Origin of the sequence: Nocardia mikamii NBRC 108933 (assembly GCF_001613505.1) — a bacterium.
GTDB lineage: Bacteria > Actinomycetota > Actinomycetes > Mycobacteriales > Mycobacteriaceae > Nocardia > Nocardia mikamii.
Map to the genome: position 1 here is coordinate 19114 of NZ_BDCM01000028.1, position 24602 is coordinate 43715.

Sequence of the window (24602 nt, forward strand, 5' to 3'; positions counted from 1 at the left end):
GGTGCAGGCAACCGGAAAACGGGCTGTTCATCGTGGGTGTCTGCTCGATCTGAGCGTCGCGATGCGGGTTGTGCCGGTGGCACTCAACGAATCACGGCCGTCTTCAGCAGAATTCGGGAACGCGTGAGGTCGGCTACGGCCATCGCGATGGCGGGCATCGTGAGCAGTTCGGGGATGATCTCCGCTTCGAGCCGGTCGGTGTAGACGGCGGGGTCCAGCCGGAACCAACCGGAGGCCAACGCGATACGGGCGTGGTCGAATCACCACAGGCGGTCCGCGTCGCGAACGAGGGCATCCTCGCGCGAGTGGGCTTCCGTCCGGGTGTCGTGCCCGTCGGTGATGGCACAGACCTCCTCAACAACTCGGCGCCGTATCCGAGCGGTGGAAGTACCTCTCGCGCAATGCGGCGTTCGTGCTCGAAACGGATCGCGGCCCTGCGCCATTCGCCGGAGAAGACCCCGGAGAAGCCTTCGGAGAGAATGCGGTCGTTGTCGACGTGGCCCCAGCCGGTGTCGTGCAACTAGGTTGCGATGCGCACCAGTAGCCGGTCGGCGTGCGGGAAAGCGGTGCAGAGGCGTTCGGCGTAGGCAAGTGAGATCGGAAGGTGGATATCGTTGGCGCGGGCACGGGTCTCGGGGAGGACGGCTTGCCAGATCGGATCGAGGTCGTCGCTCTCGGCGGGGGTGAGGGTGATGGGGGACCTGTCGACCGGCCCGGGAGCGGGAATCGGACGGTCTGTGGGCAGTGCGGTGGGCATGATCATCCCCTCTCGGTAGTAGAGCCGCGACCGGGGCACCTCGACGCGGCGACCGGGTTGAGGATGATGGGGAGTTTCATCCCGGCCTTCCACAGCACTGCAATGCGTGAATCGGGGCGTTCGCGAGCTTCCCTGCTGAGGATGCTGGACAGTGTCGAGGCGAAGTGCGCGCGGTGATGGAGGGTATTCACATGGCGGAGCAGGTGTGGGGGGATATCACGGACGCGAGCGCCGACGACGTCCAGCCGCGCTGCGGCGTGCAGTAGGTAGCCTTCGACACCGGTTTCAGGAGGCACGGTGACGTCGAGGTGCGCGGCGATGGCTTCTTCCACGGTGTCGCGGAAGTCGGTGTCTGCTCCCCATGTTTGGAGCGTTCGGCTGGCGACGGTTGCGCCATGGATGGCGAAGCAGGGCGCGTCGGCGGGTGTGGGGCGATAGTGGTCGGTGAGTGCGATGTCGTGCAGTAGGCATGCGACGTAGAGCAATTCGGGATCGTGGTCGCGGTGCTCGAGTTGGGCGAACAGGTCGGCGAAGTACCAGCATCGCAGACAGTGCTGGAGGAGTTCGGGCCCGTAGGTGTCGCGGGCGAGTTCTTCGGCGCGACGGGCGTAGCTGCCGTCGGGTGGGTCGGCGTGCAGTTCGAGGGCGCTGTCACGGCTGCCGAATCCCAGGACGGCCGCGAGGCCGCCGGGTATTTCCCGGATCTGGCCCAGTACGGCACGCCGGGCGAACGCGAACTTCTCGGCTCGGGTCAGATCGATCCGGACCGGGTGGGATCGTTGCGAGTTCATGGCATCGACCTTTCACCGGCGGAGGTCGAGTCGAGTTCGACGCCGAAGTCTTCATGTTCGTTATGACGGGCCGGCGTCGAGTTCGACGACCCTGCGGGTGGTGCTGGTGTCAGTCGTATGACGGGGATCGTCCGTCCATGTGCCGCCGCGGTTCGACGGAATTTGGCGTAGGGCGCGAACACGGCTCTTCCGAGGCGCCACAACCGTTCTCGCTCTGTGTCGTCGTGAACGACCGAGGCCCGCATCGGCATTCCGGCGAACTTTACGTCGGTGTGCTGGCGCAGGTTGTGATACCAAGCTGGGTCTGTCGATCGACCGCCGTTGAGGGCGATGACGATCACGTCGTGGTCGTCGTGGAAGTACAGGACGAGATGTCGTCGTGGTTCGCCGGTTTTGGCGCCCCGGGTTTCCAGAACAGCGGTCGGCAACATCAAAGCCAGCCCGAAACGTCCTCTGGTTAGGGCCATCACGTACGGATCGAGTTTCCAGAACAGACTCGGCATGAGCCGCCGGACCGGTTCGGCGCCGATGAACCGGGCGTAGGCGCGGTACACCTTGCCGCGGCGCCGGTGGGGATCAACATATTCGGGTCCGCGACTCATTGGTGTGGCCGGCGACGATTGTCGCCGACGGGATCGCCTCGTGAGTAGTGTCCTGGTCTTCGTCTCGGTGGGCATGTCGACTTGGTGAACCGCGTCATGGCGTCCATACGGTCGGACAGTTCGCCGCGCAGGGTCCGATGCCACTTCGGTGGCACCGACCGCGGCATAGAAGCCGGTCAGGGCAACCATCGCGGCACTCACCCGCAACGGCACGTCTCGCCGCAGGAGATGGGCGAGGCCGGTGAGTGTATCGGCGACGTCGACACCCAGCGCGAGCCGCTTCCAGCGCTCGCGTTCTTGGTGATGTGCGGTGAGATATCCCAGGCCCATGGCCATGGCTCGGGCACCGTAGATCCTGGTCATGTAAGTCAGTTCCGGTGAACTGGTGACGCCGGCGAGTGCGGCGAATCGGCGCGGTGCTGCCAGGGATATGACTGCCAGCCCGATCCGGCCGATCGCGAGCAGGGGCGATGCGCTGGCCATCGTGTCGACAGGCGCGTGGTCGATGATCGCGGCGTCGTCGAGGAGCCGGTCCAGATGAGGAGGTCTGAGGTCGGCGAGGCCCGTTGTCCGCTGTGGGTCGACGACGTAGTCGTATTCGTTGGTGCTGGCCAGGTATCGGCAGAACGCGTAGTTCTGGCCCGTCGCCGCTGAGATGAGCGCGGCGTCGAGCCGGGGAGTGGCCAACGGGGTCGGCACGATTATCGGGCGGCGGCCGAGCCGGGCCGCGATCGCGCGAAGCAGTTGTTCGTGGGTGGGTTCCGCGCTCGCGGGGGCGTCGAGAATCCGGCCAGCGAGGTCCTCGCGCGTGCCCGCCGCAATGATCGCCTCGGTGACGGTGCCGGGGTCGATGACCGCGACCCGGTTCGACCGCCACGGCCCCAGTGGGATGATCGGGAACCGTTGCACCACGCGTAGATACGGCAGTATTGCCCGGGAGCCGCCACCGACGACCATGCCTGCCCGCAGCGTCGTCATGCCCGGGATCCCGTCACGCAGGATCTGCTCCACCCGGAGCCGATTGCGTTGATACCGCGGCGCAGCGATTCCCTCGGGCGGGGCCAGCATGGTGAAGAAGACCCCCCGTGCCAGTCCGGCCCGGCGGGCCGCGTCGACGAACCGGTGCGCGGCGGTGATGTCGTGCTGGTCGGTGCGGTTGTCGGTCGCGTCCAGAGCGTGCACAAAATAGAACGCGACATCGATACCGTCCAGTGCTTCGTCGAGCCCGGTCCCGGCGACGACATCACCGGTCACCACCTCGTGCAGTTCTGGTATCGCCTTCTTCGGGTCGCGGACCAAGCCCCGCACGATATGACCCTCGGCGACCAACCGGCGGGCCACGTTACCACCGTTGTATCCGCTGGCACCGACGATGAGAGCCCTCATTTGCGAACATCCTTCCCAGACAGCGTATTCCGTGAACCAGATGCCAGCACTCGGTCGGGGGTTGTCGAAGCACCTTGCGGCCCAATGTGTTTGCGTTGCAGACGGAGCGCGGAAACGGCGATGCGGGAGCGGTGATCAGCACACGGAACTGGGCCCATTGTGATGTGCGGGGCCGCGCATCCAGATGCACCGACAACCAGTGGTGGACTACCAGTCCGTCGCGGAAGGTCCAGATCTCGGCGCCGGTCACGCACCCTCGGCCACCGAAGGTGAGCACCACGCATTCATCCGTGGCGCACCGCAGATGTTTGCGCACCCGAAACCGGTGCCGACGCCAGAGCTCGGCCATCAGCATCGCGGCCGGTCGAATCGCATCGATCCGCTCGTGGCGTTCGCGAGCGCCGTCCACGATCCAGTCGGCCACCGCATCCGGGTGATACAACCCCAGCCACCCCTCGGCCGATGCAAGGTTGGTCAGCTGCTGTGCTCGAGCGGCGAACGCGGCCCCATCGACGACCGTGCCCTCGCCGCTCGCCACGTCCTCACAAGCCGAAACAGACACGCGGACTCCCCTCTCGATGATGGCGCCCACGCTGCCGCACAGCTGAAAGCCGCGCCGCCCCAGGCGATTCGGAGGTGTAACCGGTCCGGTAGGGCCACCGATAAAGAGGGTAACATAAGAAATAGAAGTGAAGATAAGAGTTAGAACTAGAGTTCGGTTTGATATCCCACTGATAGGGTGGCGAGCGTGGCGCGGCGTACATATGAGCAGTTCTGCGGCCTGGCGCATGCGCTGGACGTGGTCGGTGAGCGGTGGACCTTGCTGATCGTGCGGGAACTGATGTCGGGCCCGAAGCGATACTCCGACCTGGCCGCGGCACTCGACGGCATCGGCACCAGCCTGCTCGCCACGCGGGTCCGCCAGCTGGAATCCGACGGCATCGCCCGGCGCAGGCTGGGCACCCCGCCGGCCGCCTCGGTGGTCTACGAACTCACCGCGACCGGGCGAGAACTGGCCCGTGCCGTGATCCCGTTGGCATTGTGGGGCGCCCGGCACTATATGAGCGATGAATCAGCCTCCGGCGAGAGCTACCGCCCCGAGTGGGCGCTGGTCTTCCTCGCCGACGACCTCGACCCCGCAACCCTGGCAGGGGTGACCGCCGACTACGACTTCCATATCGACGAGAACACCGTCCGCCTCCGCATCGCCGACGGACACGCCACCGTGACCGCCCCCGAAGAGGCGCCCGCGGACGCCGAACTGACCTCCGACGCAGCCACTCTCGCTGCCATCGCCGGCGGCCGCACCACCATCGGCGACGCCGTCACCAACGGACGACTCCGAGCAGGAGGAAATCCCGAAGCGCTGCAGACGCTGCTGTCGATCCTCGACACGCAGCTGACGGGCCACCTGACCCGAATCGAGGGCCCAGGACACCAATCCGAGCAATAGGTAGTCACCGACACCGGACAGGCGACGTTCGTCGAACGCGGGAATTCGCCCGACACACCGGGCCGACTAAGTCAAACCACGGGACCCACAGTTGACACACAGTTGGGTGCGGACCCGGCGAATTGCATCTTTCGCTCGGAATATACTGTCGCACAGTCAATTCGCGATACGACCCTAGCCGTTGTACGCATTGACTTGCTCGGCGCGTGGCGCTGATCACGGCCAGTTCCACCTCCTAAGTGCGAAGGGGCACGCGGTGCGATGCTCATTCGTGCCTGCGCGGGCTTTGGGCCTACCCTGGGATTGGTGATGGTCGCCCGGGGTGGGCTTGCCGGAAACTGAAGTGGGACTTCAAGAATTGAGGGACGGAGGCCACAGTGAAGCCGCCGGGTGTGTTGTGTCTGGAGGGGGACTGGGAGGAGTCGCTCGAGAGCCGGCTCAGCATCGAGTCCGCGCTTCGGCTGCTCGAGCGTGCCGAACTAATTCGGTTGGTCCACCGTGACATCGGGACGTATGCAGAATTCGAGTACTACGTCAACCGCTGGCTGGACGGCGAGTTGAAGGGGTACGACTTCGCCTATTTCGGCTTCCACGGCACTGCCAACACGCTCTACGTCGGTGGTCGTGACGTCTCGCTCGCCGAGCTTGTCGAGCTGGTCGATGGGCGTTGTGCTGGGAAGACCCTCTCCTTCGCATCGTGTAGGGGACTCGCGGCTGCGGACGAGACTTTGATGGCGTTCTGCAAACAAACCCGCGCACGGGCAGTGGCTGGCTATACCCGCAATATCGAATGGGTGGAGGCAGCCGCTTTCGAACTTCTGATGGTCTCCGATCTCACGTACTCAGCCAACATGAAATCGGCCTACTACAGGCTGCGGAAGAAGCATCCCGAGCTGACGAAGAAGCTGGGATTCCGAATGGCTCACTCGCAGTGGGCCTCTGAACGCTCGATCGCTGCGGCTGCCTTGAGTGAGTGAGCGCCGTGCGGGCGGTCGGCAGGTTGCTGTTCGATTGCGCATCGCGACTGCCCGAGAAATCCTGAGAACATCGGTGAGGTCCTTGCGGTGAACCGCTCGCAGCGGTAGTGCAGGCCCCCCACGGTGAACGCGTCCCCGTGGGCGCGGCCAGCGGTGTACCTGCCCGCGCTCGGTCGGATAAGGCCTGTACCACTGGTACCTCACGGCCGGAGCCACGGATCGCTGGGACCGAGTACTCTTTCTGTCCGCCATAGTATTCAACCGATCGCAGGGCGGATGCGCGGCTCATCGCGCCCGCGCCGGATAGAGCGCTGACAGTGAGCTTGGCGCCCGCGTATTCGTCCGTTGCCAGCGAGGCCGCCCTGAGACCATCGATGTACGACACCCACTGTCGGCCCGTTTAGCGGCTGCGGTTGAAACCTTCGAAGCCCAGCCTCGTTCCGGTCGCTCCGGTAGTTGCGGGCTCCAGACGGTGGGGCGTTGCAGGTCGCGCAGATGGCGGCCGAGCACGCCGCGGACATGGTGAGCCTGCCGAAGCGGATTCCGCATCCTCGACGCGTCTCAGCACTCGCAGTTGGTGGTCGGCGTCGTAACATGCGTCGTCGTTCGCGAAGGGGCAAGCTGCCGGTGAACCGTGCCAGTCGCCAGCCGTGTGGCGTTGGCGATGTGCGGTGCACTTGGTGTGTCGATGGCACAATCAGTACTGGAAGGAGTTGTTGCGGCTGGTGAACGATCGAAACGCTTCGGACGCCATTGGTGCGCCGGGTCCCGGACGAGGTGAACCCGCCTGCTCCGCGGCCGTGTAGTTCGTGCCCATACCGGCGTGATGTGCCAAGTGGGGTTTGGGATGCCGGTGAGTACGACAAGTTGCGCGAGTACGACAGGGAGATGTCGGATCAACCGTTGGCTCTGTTTCAATGCCACCAAACCGACGCCGACAGCGACCTGCGTCGCGTGTGTGCCGGCTGGGTGGGGTGTCACGGTGACGACCTTCTCGCGCTTCGTCTTGCGCTGATTCAGAGACGAATCAGTCCCGCCGTGTTCGAAGCCGCCGTCGGTTACCGCTCGCCCACACCGCTGTTCGAATCCGGCACGGAGGCCGCCGAACATGGACAACGTGACATCGGCGCTCCCGGTCCTGCTGCGGTCCACACAATGGCGAAGATCATCCGACGACGACCCGATCTGCTCTGACCGCGTGGCAAGACGGGGGAGTCTGAGATCGTGGACGAGGTGATGGAGCGCATCTGGCTTGACCGGCCTTTCTGAGGTTGCCTGATCGCCAGTGATTCTGCGATGTCTCGTCGACACAACGCCTATGGCGTGTGGTGGACGGCCATGAGGTGGTGAAGCTGCGCAGAGGCAGGACCGTGGAGGTGTCGGTGCTTCCAGGGACGCATAGGGTTGAGTTGACCGTCAACTGGTCGGTGGCCAGTCGGCATCCATCAACCTTGTGGTGGTGAGCTCTGCCAAGTAGCGTCATGATGCTTGGCCCGAAAGTTGAAGGCAAACAGGGGGTTTCGAGGTGCTTGAGGGCACGGATATCGCACTGTCAGCGGGAAGCGCAAATCCATACTGGTGGGCGCAACCCCTCGCGACAATTTTTGCGGCCGCTATTGCCCTGTTAGCAGCATGGATTGCCTGGCGAAACGTAACGCGCCAGCTGGGCAACGAACGACGGAAGGAGCGCCGGGCTGAAAGGTTAGCGGCGGCCGTCGAAGCCGTGGAGGCTATGCGGGAAGGGCTGTTCAACATTCGGCAGCGCAAAGCCGCTGGTCAACGTGATCGAAAGCATCGAACCGACGAAACGCGCGAAGCGCGCAGCGACTGGGAGAAGCAAGCGGCCTCTCGACACGCCCGAATCGAGATTGCTAAGGCCCGACTCCAACTGCTCGACATGAGTGGAGCGGCGCCCGCTTTCGAGCAGGCATGTCTCGCATTGAATAGGTACTCACGGCAAGGCGGTCAGAATCCGGAACTGTTCGCAGCGGCGGAAGCAGCGATCCGTGATTTAACCAGCGTGCTGGCGTCGGAACTCGCTGTTCTGCCGCCGGGACCACTTCAGGTTCCTCAACAGTGAGTAAGCCTTGTTCTGCGCCCCTTCGATGAAGCGGCGTCAGCGATCCGCACCGCAGCGGCGTTAGCGCGATACAGGGTTCGGCAATGCCGCGTACTGCGCGGTTCGAAACGGCCACAGTCGCTTTCAAGGCTGATCGGGTGGGCTGAACTGCGCTGCGGTGGTCCTGATGCTTCCGTGAACTTAATTGTCATGAGGCGGACGCTCTTCCAGAGATGGGCCCGAACGTAGGGGTGAGTTCGATTCCTCGGCGATCCGTATCTGTTCTACGAGGCGGGCGAGGGTGGCCACGGCGCCGGCGCCGACCGGGAGGAACAGGCCCGGACCAGCGCGCTTGCCGCCTTTCGTTGGAGCGTGGCGTCGATCTGGCTGAGCCTGTCTTTTTGACGTCAGCCTCGCGCGCGACCTCGAGCACCGCATCGAAGATGCGGTTGAGGCGATCCGAGCGCCAGTCGCGCCCGCATGCCCACCAGAACCGTGTATACGAACCCCGGATAATCGAAATCCAGGCCGCCGGCGGCATACTTCCAGCGGGCATCGAAAGCGAAGCGTTCCACCGCTTCTCGATCCGACAGGCCCTCGATGCGCTGCAACACCATCACCACCGCCACGATCATCAGCGGCACCGACCGTCGCCCGACATCGGTGAACAGGTCGGCGAACATCACATCAGGGAACAACCGACCGCATTCACGGTGCAGCACACCGTAAATCGAATCCTCGGCCACCCGACCCGCGCAGAACTCCACCGTCGACCGCAGCAGATCACCCTGGCACGGCACACGCCCCAAACTCACCCCAGCATTCTGCTCGAGCAGGCCCGCCACCGCACGAAAAACACCAGCCACCTGGTCGGTATCACCCGAAGGCGGTTGCCGCCTCAGACCCCTGTTGATATTGATCTGAGCTGCGCGACTACGGATTTCAGAGTCATCTTGCGGGTAAATCTCGCGAAGTGCATGCTCGACGAACTGCGCCGTTTCGAGGGCTTCCTTGGTTGATATGGGCGTGGGATCGTGGATACCGTCGTTTCCAACCCACTTCGCGGCTTCCAGTAACGTACCTGGGCTCGGCTGGACTTCCTTGAATATCTCCAATCGTGAATGCAGGGAGATCCATCCACCTTTGGTGTTCTTCGTTGGTATGTCGTGGTTGTCCATCACGCGCTCGGCAGCTGAACGCAACGCGCCTACAGCGGCCGGGGGATCAAGCCACACTAGCTTTGATGCCCGCCGGATTTCGGCAGCAACGAGTTCTGGCACTGTGGCGGTGAGTTCGATGATCTGCGGTGCTGGAAGCAGTGTTTGGACAGTCACCACGGCCTATGTATCGAGCTTATCTCCAAAGACTTGAGGAGTGATCTCGTAATCGGTTTTGTAGGTTCCGCTAACTGCTACCCAAGCGCCACAGCGGCGTCGGTTGCAAACCAAGTGTCCGTGGAAGCATCCCTGGGGCGCGGTGGGGTCACCGTCGTACGGGTCTGAGTTTTCCTCGGTGGTGTGATTCTCGTACATGAATCTGCCGACGTTAAGCGCGCCTTCTGTACAGGTCGGGCATGGCAGCGTCGGCCAGTCGCGTTCGCTGAAAGGTTCTGCCAGTTGCTGGATCTGCGCGCGCATGCCACCTGCTTCACGTTCGAGTTACTGCTCTGTCGGTGCCTTCGACGGATCGCCGCGTCGGCACGAGGAATGATCGCACGGGCTGCGCAGTGGTTACTACAAAGTTTCGTTCGATCAGCGGCCCAGTGTGGTCAGTTTCTTGGTGTGCTCGACAGCTTCAGCGAGGGAGGCGCTGGTCAATAGTTGGTCCAGCAGCACCCATAGCCGCGCGGCGCGGTAGGGTTTGCTGGTGGGAATGGGCATGCCGGGCAGTTCGGGTCCGAGCGAGTAGACCACGTGTGGGCGGTTGATGTTGGGGCCGTCCGGGAAATCTGGCCAACGCTGTTTCAGTGACTGGACGACCTCGGCGTGGGTCACGCGGTGAACCCTTTGCACCTGGTTGCTCCACCGGAACGCGAGGAAGTTCGGAGGAGTTTTCGGCCAGCCATTGCCCCAGCCGAAAGGATGGAAGTAGGCGTTCTCGTGAAGTACATAGTCCCGAAAGTCTTTGAGCCCTGGTTGTTCGGTACATCATCTGAGACCACGACACAGTAGGTCCATCCGTCTGCGGGATCGGTCATGGGAGCCGCTTTCCTCAAGTAGTTTTGGAATTCGTTGAGCCATAACCGTTCTGCACCGTGGGCGTGGTCGCGGGCGTCGACGACTATGTCCTGGATATCTTTCCAGGAGACGTGGTGGACGGGGATGCCGTCTATTGGGGAGGGCAGCGTGCGGCGAGCCCACGCTGGGCTGGCCTGTGACAGGCTCACCAAGGCTCCGCCCGCTCGGCGTTTGACCCTCGGCGCGTATTGCTGCAGCTGGGCTTCCCCCCGGAACGAGCCATCCGCGCTTGGCTTCTACGACAAATCAGATCGGTTCCCGTGTCCAACTCCAAGTCGGTGCGGCCGACCGCTTCGCGGGCTTCCAATCGGGCAGTCACATCACAGTTCACCGCCCCTATACCGACGGCTTGCAGGAACAGTGCGAGTAGGTGCGGACTTCGCGTGAGGGTTAAACCCAGTGCTGCGGTGATGTCGTTGGGGCTGCTGCAGGGATAGGTGACAACTGACGTACTCCTCCGGTCTGAGCGGGGAACCGTTGCACATGCTGTGGCGGCATCTCGAGATTCCGGGCGATAACACTGACCGGCTCACCGGCACGCCACCGGCCCCACAACTCATCCTGACGAGCAGCAGTCATCCCGTATTCCCGCCCCCAAACCTCCACGCCGACATGATTATCCACGTGGTGATGCAGTGATCACTCGAGCCCAAGATCGATTCTCGACACCGAACACCACGGATTTCACCGCGCGCGGATTTTCGCGGCACCGACTCCAATCATCCCGACACTGGCGCCGATCACCGCGATGCCGAACGGTACGGCGTGGCCGAGGATTTCCGCGATACCGAGGCTGATCCCCGCGACGCCGGCGCCGATCACTGCGATGCCGAACGGTAGGTCGTGGCCGATGGTCGCCGCGATACCGACGCCGATCCCCGCGACGCCGATGCCGATCACTGCGATGCCGAACGGTAGGTCGTGGCCGATGGTCGCCGCGATACCGACGCCGATCCCCGCGCCACCGATGCCGATCACGGCGACAACGGTCAGTACCGCGCGGTCGCCGATCGTCGCGATACCGAGGCTGATCCCCGCGACGCCGGCGCCGATCACTGCGATGCCGAACGGTAGGTCGTGGCCGACAATCTCCGCGATACCGACGCCGATCCCCGCGACGCCGGCACCGATCTCCCCGATGCCGAACGGTACGGCGCGGTCGCCGATCCCCGCGATACCGAGGCCGATCCCCGCGACACCGGTGCAAACCATGCCGATGCCGAGCGGTGCGGCGCGGCTGAGAATCCCCGCGATACCGAGGCCGATCATCGCGATACCGGCGCCGATCATAGCGACAGCGGTGTATTGCAGTGTGGCTAGTTCTCTTTGGTCAGGTTCGGCCACGAACAAGATGACGCTTGCGGCGACGATCCACAGGACGGCCGGGACGACGATTTGCAGCGACACGGAGATATGGGGCAGGGCGGCAAAGACTGTCATCGCCGCTGTGTAAGCCAGAGCAACAGTTGGAAGCGCCGCGCGGCGGGCCCACGACAGATGAGAATCTCGTCGGGCCGTCCACGCCATCCAGAGCACCACAAGCACGGCCGCGGCGATCTGAACCTGCACCCCCACCACGTGGTCGAAATGGAAGAGTATCGACGCCAGCAGTGCCGACAATAGCGGCGGCGCAACATGTCTGACGAAATATCCGCCACGTTCCGGTGGGTGGTGGTGCACGGTGACGTAGGCATCCCGCGCAGCCTGCACGGTGGTGTTCTGGCTGCCGGAAATTTCGGCGTGCTGCTCGACCGGCGACTCGGGGACGGCGCTGGCGTCGTCGGGCGGACCGGTCACGACGTGGGCGGGTGCCCAATCCGGGCGTCCTGGCCGGCCTGCACAGTGGTGTTGCCGCGTCCGCGAACCGTGGCGGTCTGCGTGATCGCAGCGACGCTGCTGCGGTCACCGACGCTGAGCCGGGGAGTGAGCTCTCCGCGCAGGAGCTGTTCGAGTTCCGCACGCAGAGCGGGGTTTCCGGCGATCGCTCGCTGCAGGCGTACTCGCCACATTCCCGCCAGCGCGTCTTCGGTCGCGGTGTCCTGCGCCGCCCGCGCGGCTACCACGTCGGTGCGCAGCTGGTCGAGGTCCGCGGCGACCTGGTCGGCCTGCGCCGGATGGGCCTTGTGCCACCACCGCACCACCGCTGACTTGGCGGCAGCCCAGGCGTCGGTGGCCATTACCTTCACCACCGCGGTCCCCGCCTCGATCACAATCGGATCCATCGCCCCACCAGTTTCGCTCTACGGCCTGTAAGTCCGGTCAGCAGCACATCGCAGACGCCGCCCCGAATGTGACATCGCGACGATACCGCCGCGCGCGACGGTAGGGGACGGAATCTGTCGGGTGAATATATCGGCGTAGACCGGGATTTCGGATGGCTAAGCGAGGCCGCGACGATGTCGAGCAGGGCGGACGTACGAACGGTCTAGCCATCGAGTTTATTCCGGGGTCACTCACCGAGCCGTACGATCGGCGCCGAAGGCGAAGTAAGCGCACGGACCGATCTCCGGCACCCGCTCTCAGCCCATCTAGCGGCTGCGATCGAAACCTCCAAAGCTCCAGCCTCGTTCCGGGCGCTCCGGTAGGAGTTGCGGACTCCAGACCGTGGGGTGCTGCAGGTCGCGCAGCCGCCGGTCGAGCACGCCGCGGACCTGGTCACTGAGCTTCGCGAGTTCGACCCGCTCATCCGGCGGGAGCGACGCCCGCTGGAGTTTGTAGTCGAGGGAATCCAGCTCCTTGGAGAAGGTCCCCGTACACCTGGACAGATCGTTCACGCCGATCCAGGTGGCTGAGCCGGGACCGCACGTCCTCGTACTCCTCACGAAGGCTCGGCATAGCGATCATCCCCCTGCAGTTCGGTGTCCTCTTCGAGGATAAGCGACAGACAGACGCGGATCGGGTTGTGCCACGGCATATCTCACGCCCGGCCGAGGGCCGATTCGGTGTGCCGCCATACTATGGGGCGATCGGAAGCCCGATAGCCTCGGTGGTAGGGCGACTGGCGTCGGGTGGGTGACCACCGGGAAGCGTGACGAGTAGAAGCATCGACCGCCTGGGTGCTTCTCGGTTTCGGCTACAGGAGTCTTGCGTGCTCGAAATCGTCCGCGCCCAGGCCGGCGATATCGATCGCGTCATCGGGCTGCGTCATCGCGTTGAAGATTGACTGGCGAGCCGCCGGATCGTGCAATGGACTCCACGTGAAATACCGGAGTCGGTGTTCTGTGAACAGGTCGCCGCCGGCGAGGCCTACGTGGCACGCATCGAGGACCGGCCGGAGATTGTGGCTGCATTCCGGCTGCTCTGGAGCGATCCCGCCATGTGGCAGGACGAAACCTTCGCCGGATATGTTCACGGGCTGGTCGTCGACCGAAACCATGCCGGCAAGGGGACCGGCCGCGCTCTACTCGGCTGGGCAGGCCAGACCGCCCGCGAAGCGGGCGCGGGCCTGTTGAGGCTGGACTGCGTTGACACCAATACCGCACTGTGCGCGTACTACCGCGCCGGTGGGTTCATCGAAGTCCGCCGCCGCAGCCTCGGCGGTGGACGCGGTGTCGTTCTGTTTCAGCGCTCCCTCACAAACCGCTAACCACCGATTCCGCCCACGTATCGGAGGCCACCGGCGCCCGGGCACTCAGGATCGCAGTTGCACTCTCGCTGGCGATGGCGGGTCGAGGTTGTCGAGCGAACCGCAGGGCGTACACGAGTCGATACTTGTTCCATGGTCGATGTCTTCGGAGCGGTCGCCGCACGGATAACTGAAGGCGCCACGTCCGGACGTACCCTCGTCGCGATCGACGGCGTCGATGGCAGTGGGAAGACCACGTTCACCGCGGAACTCGTGCGGCGGTTGCACACTCGGCAGGTCATCGTGTTGCACGCCGATGACTTCCTCAACCCGTCCGCTGTCCGGCATGCACGGGGCCGGCGATCCCCGCACGGTTTCTGGCTCGATTCCTACAACTACCGCGCACTGTGTCGTGATGCTCTCGATCCGCTGCGTCCCGGCGGTGACGGCTGGTATCGCACCGCCTCCTACGATCCGGACTCCGACACCATCGTGCGCCGCAGCGCACGATGGGCACCACGCAATGCGATCGTGGTGGTCGAAGGGATGTTCCTGCATCGAGACGAACTCGCAGACATCTGGGATACGTCGATCTTCCTTGATGTCCCGTTCGATGTGACGGTCGCCCGAATGGCCGAACGCGATGGCACTCACCCGGAACCAGCACACGAGACGATGCGCCGATACGTCGACGGACAACGTCTGTACTTCGCACGATCACAGCCGTGGTCACGCGCTGGCATCGTCATCGACAACACCCGCTACGACCAGCCGAACATCATCGCCCCGGGACATGCTCACGCTGCCCGGTAACCGAACCCGCATCGAACAACGCTCGATCAGTGATGACCGAGAGGGACTGCCGTGAAACCTCGGCGCCATAGACCTCGGCAAGATGCGCGCTGATCTCACCGCGGGTCAGGCCCTTGGCCGACAGCGACAGCACCATCTCATCCACCCCGGTCAGCCTGCGCTGGCGTTTGCGGACGATCTGCGGCCCGAACGGTGCGGGCGGTGTCCCGAGGAACCTTCACCTCGATCGGCTGGACCTGTCTTCGAGGAGATCGAAGTCGAATACCCCAGTCCACGAGTAGACAGGGTTACCGATCGTGACTGCACGTCATGAGTGCCGATGCCCTCCACTCGACCGAGGTTCGGTCGATGTCCGATCCGTCTGCGATTATCGGAGGCGCCGTCCACGAGCCGGGGAACGGCGTTGCCCCGGGCGCAATTGGCGGGTGATCTGCTGGACCGACTCGGCGAGGACTTCGGCGAACCGGGAGCGGCTCATGCCGAATCGCACGAACAACTCCTCGTCCGGCGGGCCGCCGAAAGGTGACCACGCCTCGGCGAACTCCACGATCTGCCAGGCATCTGGCCGGGGCCCGCGCCGGGCCTGCGGTCCTGCCGGGATCCGCTCGCGCGGGTGAGGCCGTCGATGGTGCGCGGGGATGCCCCGCTCGGCGGTGATGGCCTGCCGGTTCGGTTGAAAGGTCGTCATCTTCGGTGCCCTGTTCGGTAGCGACGTGCGAATCGCACTCGGCGGGAACGCTTTCGGGTGCGGGCGGAGCGCAGGCCGGACCCGGAGAAGCGGAGGGGCTCCCCGGGGCCGTATGCGGATGCTGTCGAACCGATGGTGGAGTGGATCAGGGCAGGTCGGGGTTCGACAGGTCGGGGGTCACTGGCTTTCGGCCGTGGTCATTCCGAGGTTGCGCATGTCCGGGACGAACGGCTGGTGGGCGAGCAGGCCGCCGTGGACCCGGATCACCTCGCCGTTGATGCCGCGCGAGTCGTCGGAGGCGAGGAACAGGTACGCCTTGGCCAGTTCGGTGGGGCCGTTGAGAGCCGCACGTCCGGTTCGGCGGGCGGCCACGGGAAACGGACCCGTGGGCAACCCGGGCACCGCGCCCGTGGCCGACCCACCTGTTCGGCGACCCTTGAGCGGATGAGTCCGTTACGAGTTCACCGCCACAGCCCGAGGATCAACCCTGCTCTGGGGGATCGACCACCTTGGCACGGGACGAGAAGTTCATGTCACTAGGAAAACTTGAGACCGCGACTGACTTCAATCGCCCCCGCCGTATAGAAAATCGCGTTGAACTGCGGATTTGCTGTCCGCCGAAGCGGGATAGGATTTGGAATCGTCAGATTTGCCCGTCGGACTTGATTTCAGCTTTGCTGAGTGCGGCGCGTAGCTCCTCAACAAGGCATTCGTCGTCGATTTGCCTTTGGAGTTCGCTATTCTGGCGCCGGAGAATTCAATTCGTCACCTCGGCTCGCTGGCGTGGGGTATATGTCGAATGCGGCCGAGGTGATAGTGCGCTGACCTGGTGGTACGACGTATCGGAATCGGGTCGGTCCGAGTGGCGGTAACCAGTGAGACCGGACCGGATAGTCATCAGTTTTTCAACAATGTGCGCGTCAAGCCTGCACGCTTGCAAGAATGCTTCGATCTGTCCCCGGGTGGTGGGCACCGGCACATTCTTCTCAGACACGAAGTGGTAGGCCGTGCTGCGGGGAAGGGAAGATGCTGAGTTTCATGCGCCGGAAGGAACGAGGCGAATTGGAAGCCGGGTCGGTCCCCGCAGTGAACTGTTGGTCGACCATGTCGTGGGTCCGGTCGCGACTACCCGTTCGACGCGGTTGATCAGTTGCTGGAGCACCGCCTGTGCCTCCATTCGGGCCAGTGGTGCACCCAGGCACATGTGGGAGCCGTGACCGAAAGCCATATGCGTTCGAGGGTTGCGATCGGCGCGATAGTGGTCCGGGTCGACGAAGGCCGCCGGGTCACGATTGGCGGCGCCGAAGGACAGCAGCACACGGGAACCGCTCGGAATCGTGACATTGGCGATCTCGAAGTCGGCGCGCGTGTAGCGGTAGAGGTTCTGGATTGGGCTCGAGATGCGCAACTGCTCCTCAATCGCCATGGGGATCATCGTGGGATCGGATCGGATGAGGTCGTACTGGTCGGGATGGCGGGCGAGTGTGTCGAACATTCCGCCGAGCAGATTGGTGGTCGTCTCGTTACCGGCGATCAGCAGCAGCATGGCGATGTAGAAGAGGTTCTCGTCGGTGAGGCTCGTCTCGGGATCGGATTTGAGCAGGCGGCCGAGGATCGTGTCGGAACCTTTGAGATTGCCGGAACCCAATTGGGCGCGGAAATAACGTCGTAGTGCGAGAACCGCGCGGACCGACCGTGCCGTACCGGCCAATCCGGCCGGGGTTGGGGAGAAGTCGATGACCTTGACCGCATTCTCCGACCAGTTCCGGAAATCCTCGATATCGGTGTCCGGCACGCCGAGAATTCCCGCGATCAGGCGAAGCGGCATGGGGACCGCAAGGCGTTGCACGACATCGGATTCCGGTTCGCGGAGCATCGCGGTGACGAGTTCTTCGGCAATCGAATCGCTGATCAACCGCCAGCTCTCCAGCGCCTTCTTCGTGAATCCGGGCTGAACCTGCCGGCGCAGCTGGGTATGCCGTTCACCATCTGTCAGGACGAGGACATCGGCGGCCATTCTAATTCTCGTCACACCTTGGGTGCTGGTCATCTGGTCGGTGCTGCGCAGTGCCGTACGGATATCGTCGAGCTTGCTCAGAATCCAGGTGGCGCGCCTGGGGTTGTAATGGACCCTGCCGGTGGTGTGCAGTGTCCGGTAGGCGTCGAAGGGGTCGGCCGCCGTCACCGGATCCAGGGGGTCGTAGTCGGTGTTGGTCGCACCGGTCCAGGCTCGGTAGCCGCGGCGGCGGTTCAGCACCGCGCCAGCGACGTTCATCCGGACCGCGGAGGTGACGGGTTTGAGCGCGGCGGTGGCGCCTCGGACGTTGTGTACTACAGTCATTCGATTTTCCTTCGGGAGTCGGCCGCCGGTTACCGGTCAGGATCCGTCATCGAGTCGTCAGTGCCGCGCGCAGGCCGGCGCATTGCCGGGCGAAGAAGTCTTTCGCCACCCCGGTCCGGGGCGATATCGAATCGAAGCCGTGAAATGCGCCGTCGATGACATGGACATCGCAGGCGACACCGGCATCGATCAGGCGATGGGCGTAGGCGAGGTCCTCGTCGTGGAACAGGTCGAGGGAGCCGACTCCGATCCAAGCCGGGGGCAGGCTAGTGAGGGTGGCGGCTCGGGCGGGAACGGCGCGTTCGGGTGCGGTGTCGCCGAGGTAGGCGCGCCAGCAAAATCGGTTGCTCCGCTGATCCCAGAGGCGGAAATGGTCGGTGCCACCGGCCGGCCACCCGTATCCGGAGCGGTCGTCGAGCATCGGGTAGGCGAGCAGCTGATGGACCGGCTGAACTCCACCCGCGTCGCGCAACCGCAGTGCGAGCGCCGCGGCCAGCCCACCGCCGGCGCTGGCCCCGCCGACGGCGATGCGGGACGGGTCGACCGCCGGCAGATTCGCCAGCCAGTCGAATGCCGCATGACAATCGTCCAGCGCGGCCGGATAGGGATGTTCGGGCGCCAGCCGGTAACCGACCGAGGCGACGGTGATGCCGAGCGTGGTGGCGAACCGATGGCACTTGTGGTCGTCGAGCCGGGCGTTGCCGGTCGTGTACCCGCCGCCGTGCATCCATAGCAGCGCCGGAGTCCTGCCCTCCGGCGCAGGGGGCCGGTGGAGGCGCACCTCGACCCGATCATGCACCCGCACCGTCCGCACGCCGGGAGTTCGTGGGCGGTGCAGCGGTGTCAGTGCCCGCATCGTTCGCAGCGCGACGCGGTGCGGGACCACTCCACGGGGGAGCAGCCGAGCCGCGGTGCGCAGCTCCGGATGGAAAGTGCTGTTGGCCATGGCGTTCCGATCTGCTTCTGAGCCTTCCGGACCGAAAACCGGGAGCTGGTCGTCCGGAGCCGGCGCGCCGGACGGGGTGGGTATCGGCTCGGTGGCGAAATCACGCTCGATACCTCGGTCGTCGATTCAGGCTGAAATGCGCCGATCCGGTCCGTCAACGGTGCGGGCGAAAGTTGCAATGGGCACCCCGCCGCGGGCCGGTGCACGCTTTCGCACGGATTCGCGGCGACCTGGAGTTCGGTGTAGAAATGCTCCGGACGGAATTCTCACGATGATGAAGAAGCTTTGCCGCACCGTCGTTCCCGACAGGCAGCTGACATCGTCATTCGCCTCCGGCGGCCCGCGGCGGATCACTGTCGGCCCGTCCGGTTGCCGGTTCGCCGAAATTTCTCGTGGTGAGAATCCATGATGGTTTTTCTTCCTCTTCTGTGCTGATCAACAGCTCGGCCTGAGAGAACGCCGGGCGCGAGCCGCGCACCGGGCACCCTCAGTTTTCCGTATGGGTATTGACCGCGGATTGGGCCCTGTTCACGCTGAGATCCATGTCAGCCAAGGCCATCTCGGTGGGCGGGAGATCCGCCCGGCACGGTGACGTGAGGAGGGCGTGATGGCCTCGCGGTACTACCCGGCCGGAGTTCGCCCGGCACTGATCGCCGGTAATGCCATCTCGACGCCGGTGATGCGGCTCGGGCACATGGCGAGCTTCTTCGTGCGGATTCTGGGCGGTATTCCGGTGGTGCTGCGGCATTATCGCGCCGAATTCCTGAAGATGCTGTCGAATGTCACCTGGGGAAACGGCTCCATCGTGGTCGGTGGTGGTACCGGACAGGTGATCACGGTGCTGGGCGCGGCGGCCGGAGCGATCGTCGGTATCGAGGGCTACAGCGCCTTGAAATTGCTGGGCATGGCACCGGCCACCGGCATGATTGCCTCGACCGCCGTGACCCGGGAACTGGCGCCGATCATGGCCTCGATCGCCTTTGCGGCACAGGCGGGATGCCGGTTCACCGCACAACTGGGATCGATGCGCATCTCCGAGGAGATCGACGCCCTCGATGCGATCGCGATCCGTCCCATCCCGTATCTGGTCACCACCCGGATGCTGGCGTCGATCGTGGCGATGATCCCGCTCTACCTTGCTTGCCTGGCCTTCAGCTATCTGGCGGTGGAAATCGTCGCCGGACTTTCGGGCGGGACGTCGCCTGGCACCTACCAGCACTATTTCCGGATCGTGCTCAGCGGCACCGACATCGTCTATTCCCTGTCGAAGGCGGTCATCTTCGTCATCCTCACCAGCACGATCCAGTGCTACTACGGATTCTACGCATCCGGCGGCCCTCAGGGGGTCGGTGTCGCGGCCGGACGCGCTATGCGCGCGGGCATCACCGTGATGATCTTCGTGAATCTCTTGATGACGATGACGCTGTGGGGCTTCGACGCCGGCGCGAGAATCAGTGGGTAGCTACAGATGTCGATTGCTTTCGAATCCGATGGCCGGTTCGTGCCGAACTGGCAACTGCTGTTGCGCGGACTCGCCGTCATCGTCGTCCTCGCGGTGATGGCGGGCCTGATGATCGCCAGATCCCGGGGCGCGTTCCGCGAGACGGTACAGGTCACCGCCGATCTGGCGAATGTGGGCGACGGTCTGCCGGCCAATTCGGATGTGAAGTACCGGGGTCTGCTCGTCGGCCAGGTCTCGGGGGTCGGACCGTCGACGGTCGGCGGACTCAACCACGTCCGCATCGACCTGCTGCCAGACCGGGCGCACGGGATCCCGTCGACGGTGACGGCGCGGGTCGTGCCGAGCAATGTGTTCGCAGTGCCGGCTCTCGAACTCGTCGACAACGGCCCAGGCGCACCGCTGGCCGTGGGCACCCATATCGCCGAGGATCGGAGTCTGGACACAGTGCGGTTGCAGACCTCGCTCACCGCACTGAGCCGGATAGCCGCGGCCGCCGGACGTTCCGCCGGGGACCCGACGCTCGGCATCCTCACCACGGTCGAACGTGCCGCGGCCGGCCGTGGCAGCGAAGCGGTGCAGGCCGGTGCGCAACTGGTCCGGATCTCCCAGGCGCTCAACGATGCCATGGCACCGGACGGCACTGGTTCGACGCTCGACACGCTGTCGCAGGCGTTGAACGGACTTCGGAACTCGTCGCCGGATCTGCTGGCCGCCGTCCACAACGCGGTTGGTCCGCTGCGGACCGTCGCACAGCAGCGCACCCAGCTGACGAACCTGCTCTCGGGTGGGCTGACGACGTCGGCGACTGTGGCCACCGCACTGGAGAACAACACCGCGACCATCACCGGCATCACCGGCAAGCTCTCCGATCCGTTGTCGGTGATCGCTGCGGGCAGTGCGCATTTCGCGCAGATGACGACCTCGCTGGCACGATTGTCCGGACCGTTCTCCGGCATGTGGGATCCGCAGACCCAGACCGCCACCGCCAAGATCATTTTGGAGCTCACACCGCACCGGCAGTACACCCGCGCGGACTGCCCGCGATACGGCGACCTCGCGGGGCCGAGCTGCGCCAGCGGCCCCCCCGGGGATGCCACCATCATCGGGCCGAACGCGGCACCGGCCAGCAGTCCCACGCTTATCGGTGGGAACGTCGGTGAGGTGGGCAGTCCGCAGGAGCAGCAGCGGATCGCCTCGATCCTCGGCGGTGTGCCGGGCGCCGCGGCCGATATCCTGTTCGGCCCGCTGCTGCGCGGAAACAACGCCGAGGTCCGGCCCGGCCCAGCCGATCAGGCTCCGGCGGGAGGTCCGCGATGAGCTACCGCAAACCACTGATCGTGCTGACCCTGTTCCTGGTGGTCTCCATCGGCCTGACCTGGACGATGTATGTGACGCTGGCACGCAGCGTGAGCGGCAGGACCGACAACTACTCCGCGATCTTCACCGACGTGTCGGGCCTGCACGCGGGTGACGATGTGCGGATGGCCGGGGTGCGGGTGGGCCGGGTGCGGGCGGTCGACCTCGACGGCGTCCGGGCCAAGGTGAACTTCGAGGTCCAGCAGGGACAGCGGCTCTACGGCAACACCGCGGCGTCGGTCACCTACCAGAACCTGATCGGGCAGCGATATCTCGGATTGTCGTTGCGGGACTTCGGCGACAACAAGGTGCTGCCGCCGGGCGGCCGGATCCCGGTCGAGCACACCGAACCGTCGTTCGATATATCTAAGCTGCTCAACGGTTTCGAGCCGTTGTTCAGCATGCTGGATCCGCACCAGGTCGACAACATCAGCGCGGCGGTGGTCCGGGCGCTGCAGGGCGACGACGGCGCGATCACCACGCTGATCGCCGAAACCGCTTCGCTCGCAGAGGCGTTCGCCGGGCCGGACCAGATTCTGGGTCAGCTCATCGACAACCTCAGCGGGGTGGTCGGGGATCTGTCGCGGCAGAGCGGGAATCTGCGCACGGTCCTGCAACAGACCCACCGGATATTCGACGGTCTGACGCAGCAGCGCGACCAGCTGTTCGGTCAGATCGACGCGATCTCCGGCACCCTGGGCCGGGCCGCCGCCGTGGTGCAGAGCGCGAGTCCGGCACTGAACCAATTCGTCGACCGCGACCCGGGATTCGCCCAGCACTTCATCGACAACAAGGACAAGTTCGCATACGTGGGTTTCAACCTGCCGCTGCTACTCAAGGGTCTGGCGCGCATCACCGACAACGGCGCCTATCTGGACGCCTACGTTTGTGACGTGCGGGTCAGCATGATCCCAGGGATCGACCCGCTGATCGCGACGATTCTCGGACAGGGCACGCCCAGCGGCAAGGTCGAACACTCGGGAATCTGCAGGTGAGGCAGTCATGAGACACGCAGTGGCCCGGATCTGGGCACGCCGGCCGACCCGGCCGCTCGAGGACTACAGCGCACTCCGGATCGGTCTGGTCGCCCTCGTCGTCCTGGCGGCGGTCGTCGGGGTCACCGTCTTCGTGAATTCGCGGCATCTCGGCCAGGAGACCTACCGGGCCGATTTCGCGCAGGCGGCCGGGGTGAGCGCCGGCGACGGCGTGACCCTGGCCGGTATCCAGGTCGGCACCGTCAGCGGTACCCGGCTGGCCGGGGACCACGTGGTCGTGACCATGAAGTTGCGGCGTGGGCTGCCGGTGGGCGCCGACACCGGGGCGGCCATCAAACTGACGACACTGCTGGGTTCTCGCTACGTCGAACTCCGCCCAGCGGGCCCGGGACATCTGCTGGGTAACACCATTCCGCTGGCGCACACCGAGGTTCCCTACGATCTCGAGACCGCGTTGCAGAATGCCACCACCACCTTCAGCGGAATCGACGCCGATCGGATCGCCCAGACGATGAGCGCGCTGACCGATCAGCTGCGCGGTGCTCCGGCCGTGGTGCCGGAGACACTGCGCAACATCAAGACTCTCGCCTCGGTCATCGGTGACCGGCGTGCCCAGCTCGGGCAACTTCTCACCAGCACCGACCAGGTCACCACGGTGCTGCGCGGCCAGCAGGGGGAGCTGGCGGGAATGATCAGTCAGGGTCGAAATGTGCTGCAGCAGATTATTTCCCGTCAGCAGGCCCTCGTGGGATTGCTTGACGCCGCCACCGGTCTGGTCCAGGAACTGAAGTCGATCGCGGTGGACGACCAGCCCGAGATACAGCAGCTGCTCGACAATCTGTCGCAGATGGCCGGAATGCTCGCCGGACACGACGATCTGCTGCGCAATATCCTGCAGATTCTCCCGGTGCCGTGGCGGCTGTTCGCGAATGCCACCGGCACCGGCCAGGAACTGGTGGGCAACGGTCCCGACGGCGCCTTCATCGACTCCTTCATGTGCGCGCTGAGCGGATACGCGCAGAAGGTCGGTAAACCCACCTATCTGCAGGACTGCAAATGACGAAAATCCTTCGAGCGGTGCGGCTTTCGGTGCTGATGATCATCAGTGCCGCACTGGCAGGATGTGCGAGCGGGCCGATCGCCGGCGTCACCGACCCGACGATCACCCTGACCGCCCAGTTCCCGAGCGCGAGCGGACTGTATGTGGGAAATTCCGTCGACGTGCTGGGGATGCGGGTCGGCAAGGTGGTCGGTATCGCCGATCACGCGACCCGGGTCGATGTGACCATGAAGGTCGACAAATGGCTCAAGATCCCGGCCGGCGCGCAGGCGGTGACCGTCTCGGACTCCCTGCTGACCGATCGGCACGTCGAACTCACACCGGTCTACCGGCAGGGGCCGGTACTGCACGACGGCGCGGTGCTCGGGCTCGATCACACCAAGGTTCCGGTCGAATTCGACAGCCTGCTGGCGATGGGTGACAAACTCGCCACCTCACTCGGCGGCGACGGCAAGGGCCAGGGTCCGGTCGCAGGGCTGCTGGATGTCGGCTCACATATCGCGGCGGGCAACGGAAACGACCTGCGGGACGCGATGAGCGAGCTCTCGCGGGCCTTGCGGCTGGGTCCGGACAACGGACAGGCGACCCGTGCCGCGGTGACCCGGATCGTCCAGAACCTCGACACGCTCACCGCGGCGGCGTCGCGCAACGACAAGGCCTTGCGCGAATTCGGTTCGGGCCTGCACACACTCAGCGACATCCTGGCCGATCAGAATCTCGGATCCGGCGACACCGGGGCGAAACTGAACCAGATCATCGTCGCGATATCCGGTCTGCTGGAGCACAATCGAGGCGCGCTGCAGAAGCTGGCGGCCAATGCGGGCACCACGACGAAATCACTGGCCGACTACAACGACAACCTCGCCGAATTCCTCGATGTGTTCCCGCTGGTGACCGACAACGCCTACAACGCGATCGACCAGAACATCGGCGCCCTGCGCGGCACGGTCGGTCTGGACAAGTTCTTTCTCGACGGGCAGATGCTCAAGGAGGCCTGCAATCTGCTCGGCCTGAAAGAGCTCGGCTGCGCGACCGGAACCCCGCGCGACATGGGACCGGATTTCGGACTGGGCCAGATGTTGTCGGCCATCGCGGGCGTACCGCCGAAGTAGCA

The 24602-nt window shown here is 64.7% G+C and carries 26 protein-coding genes, 2 pseudogenes and 1 riboswitch; of the genes and pseudogenes, 11 read left to right on the forward strand and 17 right to left on the reverse strand.

Translation table 11 applies throughout. The features are described from left to right. Positions 1 to 83 precede the first annotated feature (83 nt). The 5 genes from NMI01S_RS36155 to NMI01S_RS32775 form a co-directional block, all read right to left on the reverse strand. Complete coding sequence (locus NMI01S_RS36155) at positions 84 to 239, reverse strand: hypothetical protein (RefSeq protein WP_245717131.1); 156 nt, start codon at positions 237 to 239, stop codon at positions 84 to 86. A 281-nt stretch (positions 240 to 520) separates the two neighbouring features. Then, entirely contained in the window at positions 521 to 757 is a 237-nt protein-coding gene (locus NMI01S_RS36160) for a hypothetical protein (protein WP_245717128.1), read from the reverse strand. 2 nt (positions 758 to 759) lie between these two features. Further along, a complete protein-coding gene (locus NMI01S_RS32765) occupies positions 760 to 1548 on the reverse strand; it encodes an HD domain-containing protein (protein WP_063002625.1) in 789 nt (262 codons plus the stop codon). Then, positions 1545 to 3536, reverse strand: coding sequence for a nitroreductase family deazaflavin-dependent oxidoreductase (locus tag NMI01S_RS33835; protein ID WP_084513461.1), 1992 nt, complete (start codon positions 3534 to 3536; stop codon positions 1545 to 1547). The genes NMI01S_RS32765 and NMI01S_RS33835 overlap by 4 nt, the downstream gene beginning before the upstream one ends. Further along, entirely contained in the window at positions 3493 to 4128 is a 636-nt protein-coding gene (locus NMI01S_RS32775; RefSeq protein ID WP_157126495.1) for a nuclear transport factor 2 family protein, read from the reverse strand. Before NMI01S_RS32775 ends, NMI01S_RS33835 begins: the two co-directional genes overlap by 44 nt. Positions 4129 to 4284: 156 nt before the next feature. Between NMI01S_RS32775 and NMI01S_RS32780 the strand changes: the two genes are divergently transcribed. From NMI01S_RS32780 to NMI01S_RS35230, 4 genes are all read left to right on the forward strand, one after another. Continuing rightward, entirely contained in the window at positions 4285 to 4989 is a 705-nt protein-coding gene (locus tag NMI01S_RS32780) for a winged helix-turn-helix transcriptional regulator (RefSeq protein ID WP_063002671.1), read from the forward strand. A 377-nt stretch (positions 4990 to 5366) separates the two neighbouring features. Further along, positions 5367 to 5966, forward strand: coding sequence for a DUF6642 family protein (locus NMI01S_RS32785; RefSeq protein ID WP_157126496.1), 600 nt, complete (start codon positions 5367 to 5369; stop codon positions 5964 to 5966). Between the two features lie 777 nt (positions 5967 to 6743). Next, entirely contained in the window at positions 6744 to 7160 is a 417-nt protein-coding gene (locus NMI01S_RS34555; protein WP_281186788.1) for a DUF6283 family protein, read from the forward strand. Between the two features lie 331 nt (positions 7161 to 7491). Beyond that, positions 7492 to 8046, forward strand: coding sequence for a hypothetical protein (locus NMI01S_RS35230; protein WP_157126498.1), 555 nt, complete (start codon positions 7492 to 7494; stop codon positions 8044 to 8046). 386 nt (positions 8047 to 8432) lie between these two features. Here NMI01S_RS35230 and NMI01S_RS34560 read toward each other — a convergent pair whose 3' ends face one another. The 6 genes from NMI01S_RS34560 to NMI01S_RS32815 form a co-directional block, all read right to left on the reverse strand. Further along, positions 8433 to 9362: a DUF4145 domain-containing protein gene (locus NMI01S_RS34560; protein WP_084513462.1), complete on the reverse strand. Its 930-nt coding sequence runs from the start codon at positions 9360 to 9362 to the stop codon at positions 8433 to 8435. Positions 9363 to 9365: 3 nt separating this feature from the next. Beyond that, positions 9366 to 9662, reverse strand: a complete 297-nt coding sequence (locus NMI01S_RS35235; RefSeq protein WP_157126499.1) for a DUF8608 domain-containing protein — start codon at positions 9660 to 9662, stop codon at positions 9366 to 9368. A 114-nt stretch (positions 9663 to 9776) separates the two neighbouring features. Next, a complete protein-coding gene (locus NMI01S_RS32800) occupies positions 9777 to 10019 on the reverse strand; it encodes a hypothetical protein (protein WP_063002630.1) in 243 nt (80 codons plus the stop codon). A gap of 927 nt (positions 10020 to 10946) precedes the next feature. After that, complete coding sequence (locus tag NMI01S_RS32805; RefSeq protein ID WP_063002631.1) at positions 10947 to 12059, reverse strand: hypothetical protein; 1113 nt, start codon at positions 12057 to 12059, stop codon at positions 10947 to 10949. Next, on the reverse strand, positions 12056 to 12484 hold the full coding sequence (locus tag NMI01S_RS32810) for a hypothetical protein (RefSeq protein WP_063002632.1): 429 nt from the start codon (positions 12482 to 12484) through the stop codon (positions 12056 to 12058). The genes NMI01S_RS32805 and NMI01S_RS32810 overlap by 4 nt, the downstream gene beginning before the upstream one ends. Before the next feature lie 306 nt (positions 12485 to 12790). Beyond that, positions 12791 to 13036: a hypothetical protein gene (locus NMI01S_RS32815; protein WP_157126500.1), complete on the reverse strand. Its 246-nt coding sequence runs from the start codon at positions 13034 to 13036 to the stop codon at positions 12791 to 12793. A 210-nt stretch (positions 13037 to 13246) separates the two neighbouring features. Continuing rightward, positions 13247 to 13327, forward strand: a riboswitch (ZMP/ZTP riboswitch). 149 nt (positions 13328 to 13476) lie between these two features. Between NMI01S_RS32815 and NMI01S_RS32820 the strand changes: the two genes are divergently transcribed. Both NMI01S_RS32820 and NMI01S_RS32825 read left to right on the forward strand, forming a co-directional pair. After that, positions 13477 to 13848: a GNAT family N-acetyltransferase gene (locus NMI01S_RS32820; RefSeq protein WP_063002634.1), complete on the forward strand. Its 372-nt coding sequence runs from the start codon at positions 13477 to 13479 to the stop codon at positions 13846 to 13848. A gap of 132 nt (positions 13849 to 13980) precedes the next feature. After that, positions 13981 to 14640 (forward strand): nucleoside/nucleotide kinase family protein, encoded by a 660-nt coding sequence (locus tag NMI01S_RS32825; protein ID WP_063002635.1) that lies wholly within the window; start codon positions 13981 to 13983, stop codon positions 14638 to 14640. A gap of 16 nt (positions 14641 to 14656) precedes the next feature. Here the strand turns inward: NMI01S_RS32825 and NMI01S_RS34565 are convergent. The 6 genes and pseudogenes from NMI01S_RS34565 to NMI01S_RS32845 all read right to left on the reverse strand — a co-directional run. Next, a pseudogene (locus tag NMI01S_RS34565) lies at positions 14657 to 14870 on the reverse strand (transposase); the annotation flags it as partial. 137 nt (positions 14871 to 15007) lie between these two features. Beyond that, positions 15008 to 15328 (reverse strand): hypothetical protein, encoded by a 321-nt coding sequence (locus NMI01S_RS32830; RefSeq protein WP_063002636.1) that lies wholly within the window; start codon positions 15326 to 15328, stop codon positions 15008 to 15010. Between the two features lie 177 nt (positions 15329 to 15505). Continuing rightward, a complete protein-coding gene (locus NMI01S_RS32835; protein ID WP_063002637.1) occupies positions 15506 to 15700 on the reverse strand; it encodes an SDR family oxidoreductase in 195 nt (64 codons plus the stop codon). After that, positions 15667 to 15748: pseudogene (locus NMI01S_RS36620) on the reverse strand (hypothetical protein); the annotation flags it as partial. The pseudogene NMI01S_RS36620 and the gene NMI01S_RS32835, both read right to left, overlap by 34 nt. Positions 15749 to 16364: 616 nt before the next feature. Beyond that, on the reverse strand, positions 16365 to 17669 hold the full coding sequence (locus tag NMI01S_RS32840) for a cytochrome P450 (RefSeq protein WP_063002638.1): 1305 nt from the start codon (positions 17667 to 17669) through the stop codon (positions 16365 to 16367). A gap of 46 nt (positions 17670 to 17715) precedes the next feature. After that, entirely contained in the window at positions 17716 to 18615 is a 900-nt protein-coding gene (locus NMI01S_RS32845) for an alpha/beta hydrolase (RefSeq protein WP_063002639.1), read from the reverse strand. A gap of 607 nt (positions 18616 to 19222) precedes the next feature. Here NMI01S_RS32845 and NMI01S_RS32850 point away from each other — a divergent pair. From NMI01S_RS32850 to NMI01S_RS32870, 5 genes are read left to right on the forward strand one after another with little or no spacing between them, the layout of a single operon-like run. Further along, on the forward strand, positions 19223 to 20077 hold the full coding sequence (locus NMI01S_RS32850; protein WP_063002640.1) for an ABC transporter permease: 855 nt from the start codon (positions 19223 to 19225) through the stop codon (positions 20075 to 20077). Positions 20078 to 20083: 6 nt separating this feature from the next. Then, positions 20084 to 21394 carry an MlaD family protein gene (locus tag NMI01S_RS32855; protein ID WP_063002641.1) on the forward strand — a complete coding sequence of 437 codons (1311 nt, stop codon included), beginning with the start codon at positions 20084 to 20086 and terminating at the stop codon, positions 21392 to 21394. Then, the gene (locus NMI01S_RS32860; protein WP_063002642.1) at positions 21391 to 22428 is read left to right on the forward strand and encodes an MCE family protein; all 1038 of its coding nucleotides are present in this window, start codon (positions 21391 to 21393) and stop codon (positions 22426 to 22428) included. The genes NMI01S_RS32855 and NMI01S_RS32860 overlap by 4 nt, the downstream gene beginning before the upstream one ends. Before the next feature lie 7 nt (positions 22429 to 22435). Beyond that, positions 22436 to 23488, forward strand: coding sequence for an MCE family protein (locus tag NMI01S_RS32865; RefSeq protein WP_063002643.1), 1053 nt, complete (start codon positions 22436 to 22438; stop codon positions 23486 to 23488). Beyond that, positions 23485 to 24600 (forward strand): MCE family protein, encoded by a 1116-nt coding sequence (locus NMI01S_RS32870; protein WP_063002644.1) that lies wholly within the window; start codon positions 23485 to 23487, stop codon positions 24598 to 24600. Before NMI01S_RS32865 ends, NMI01S_RS32870 begins: the two co-directional genes overlap by 4 nt. The last annotated feature ends 2 nt before the right edge of the window (positions 24601 to 24602 follow it).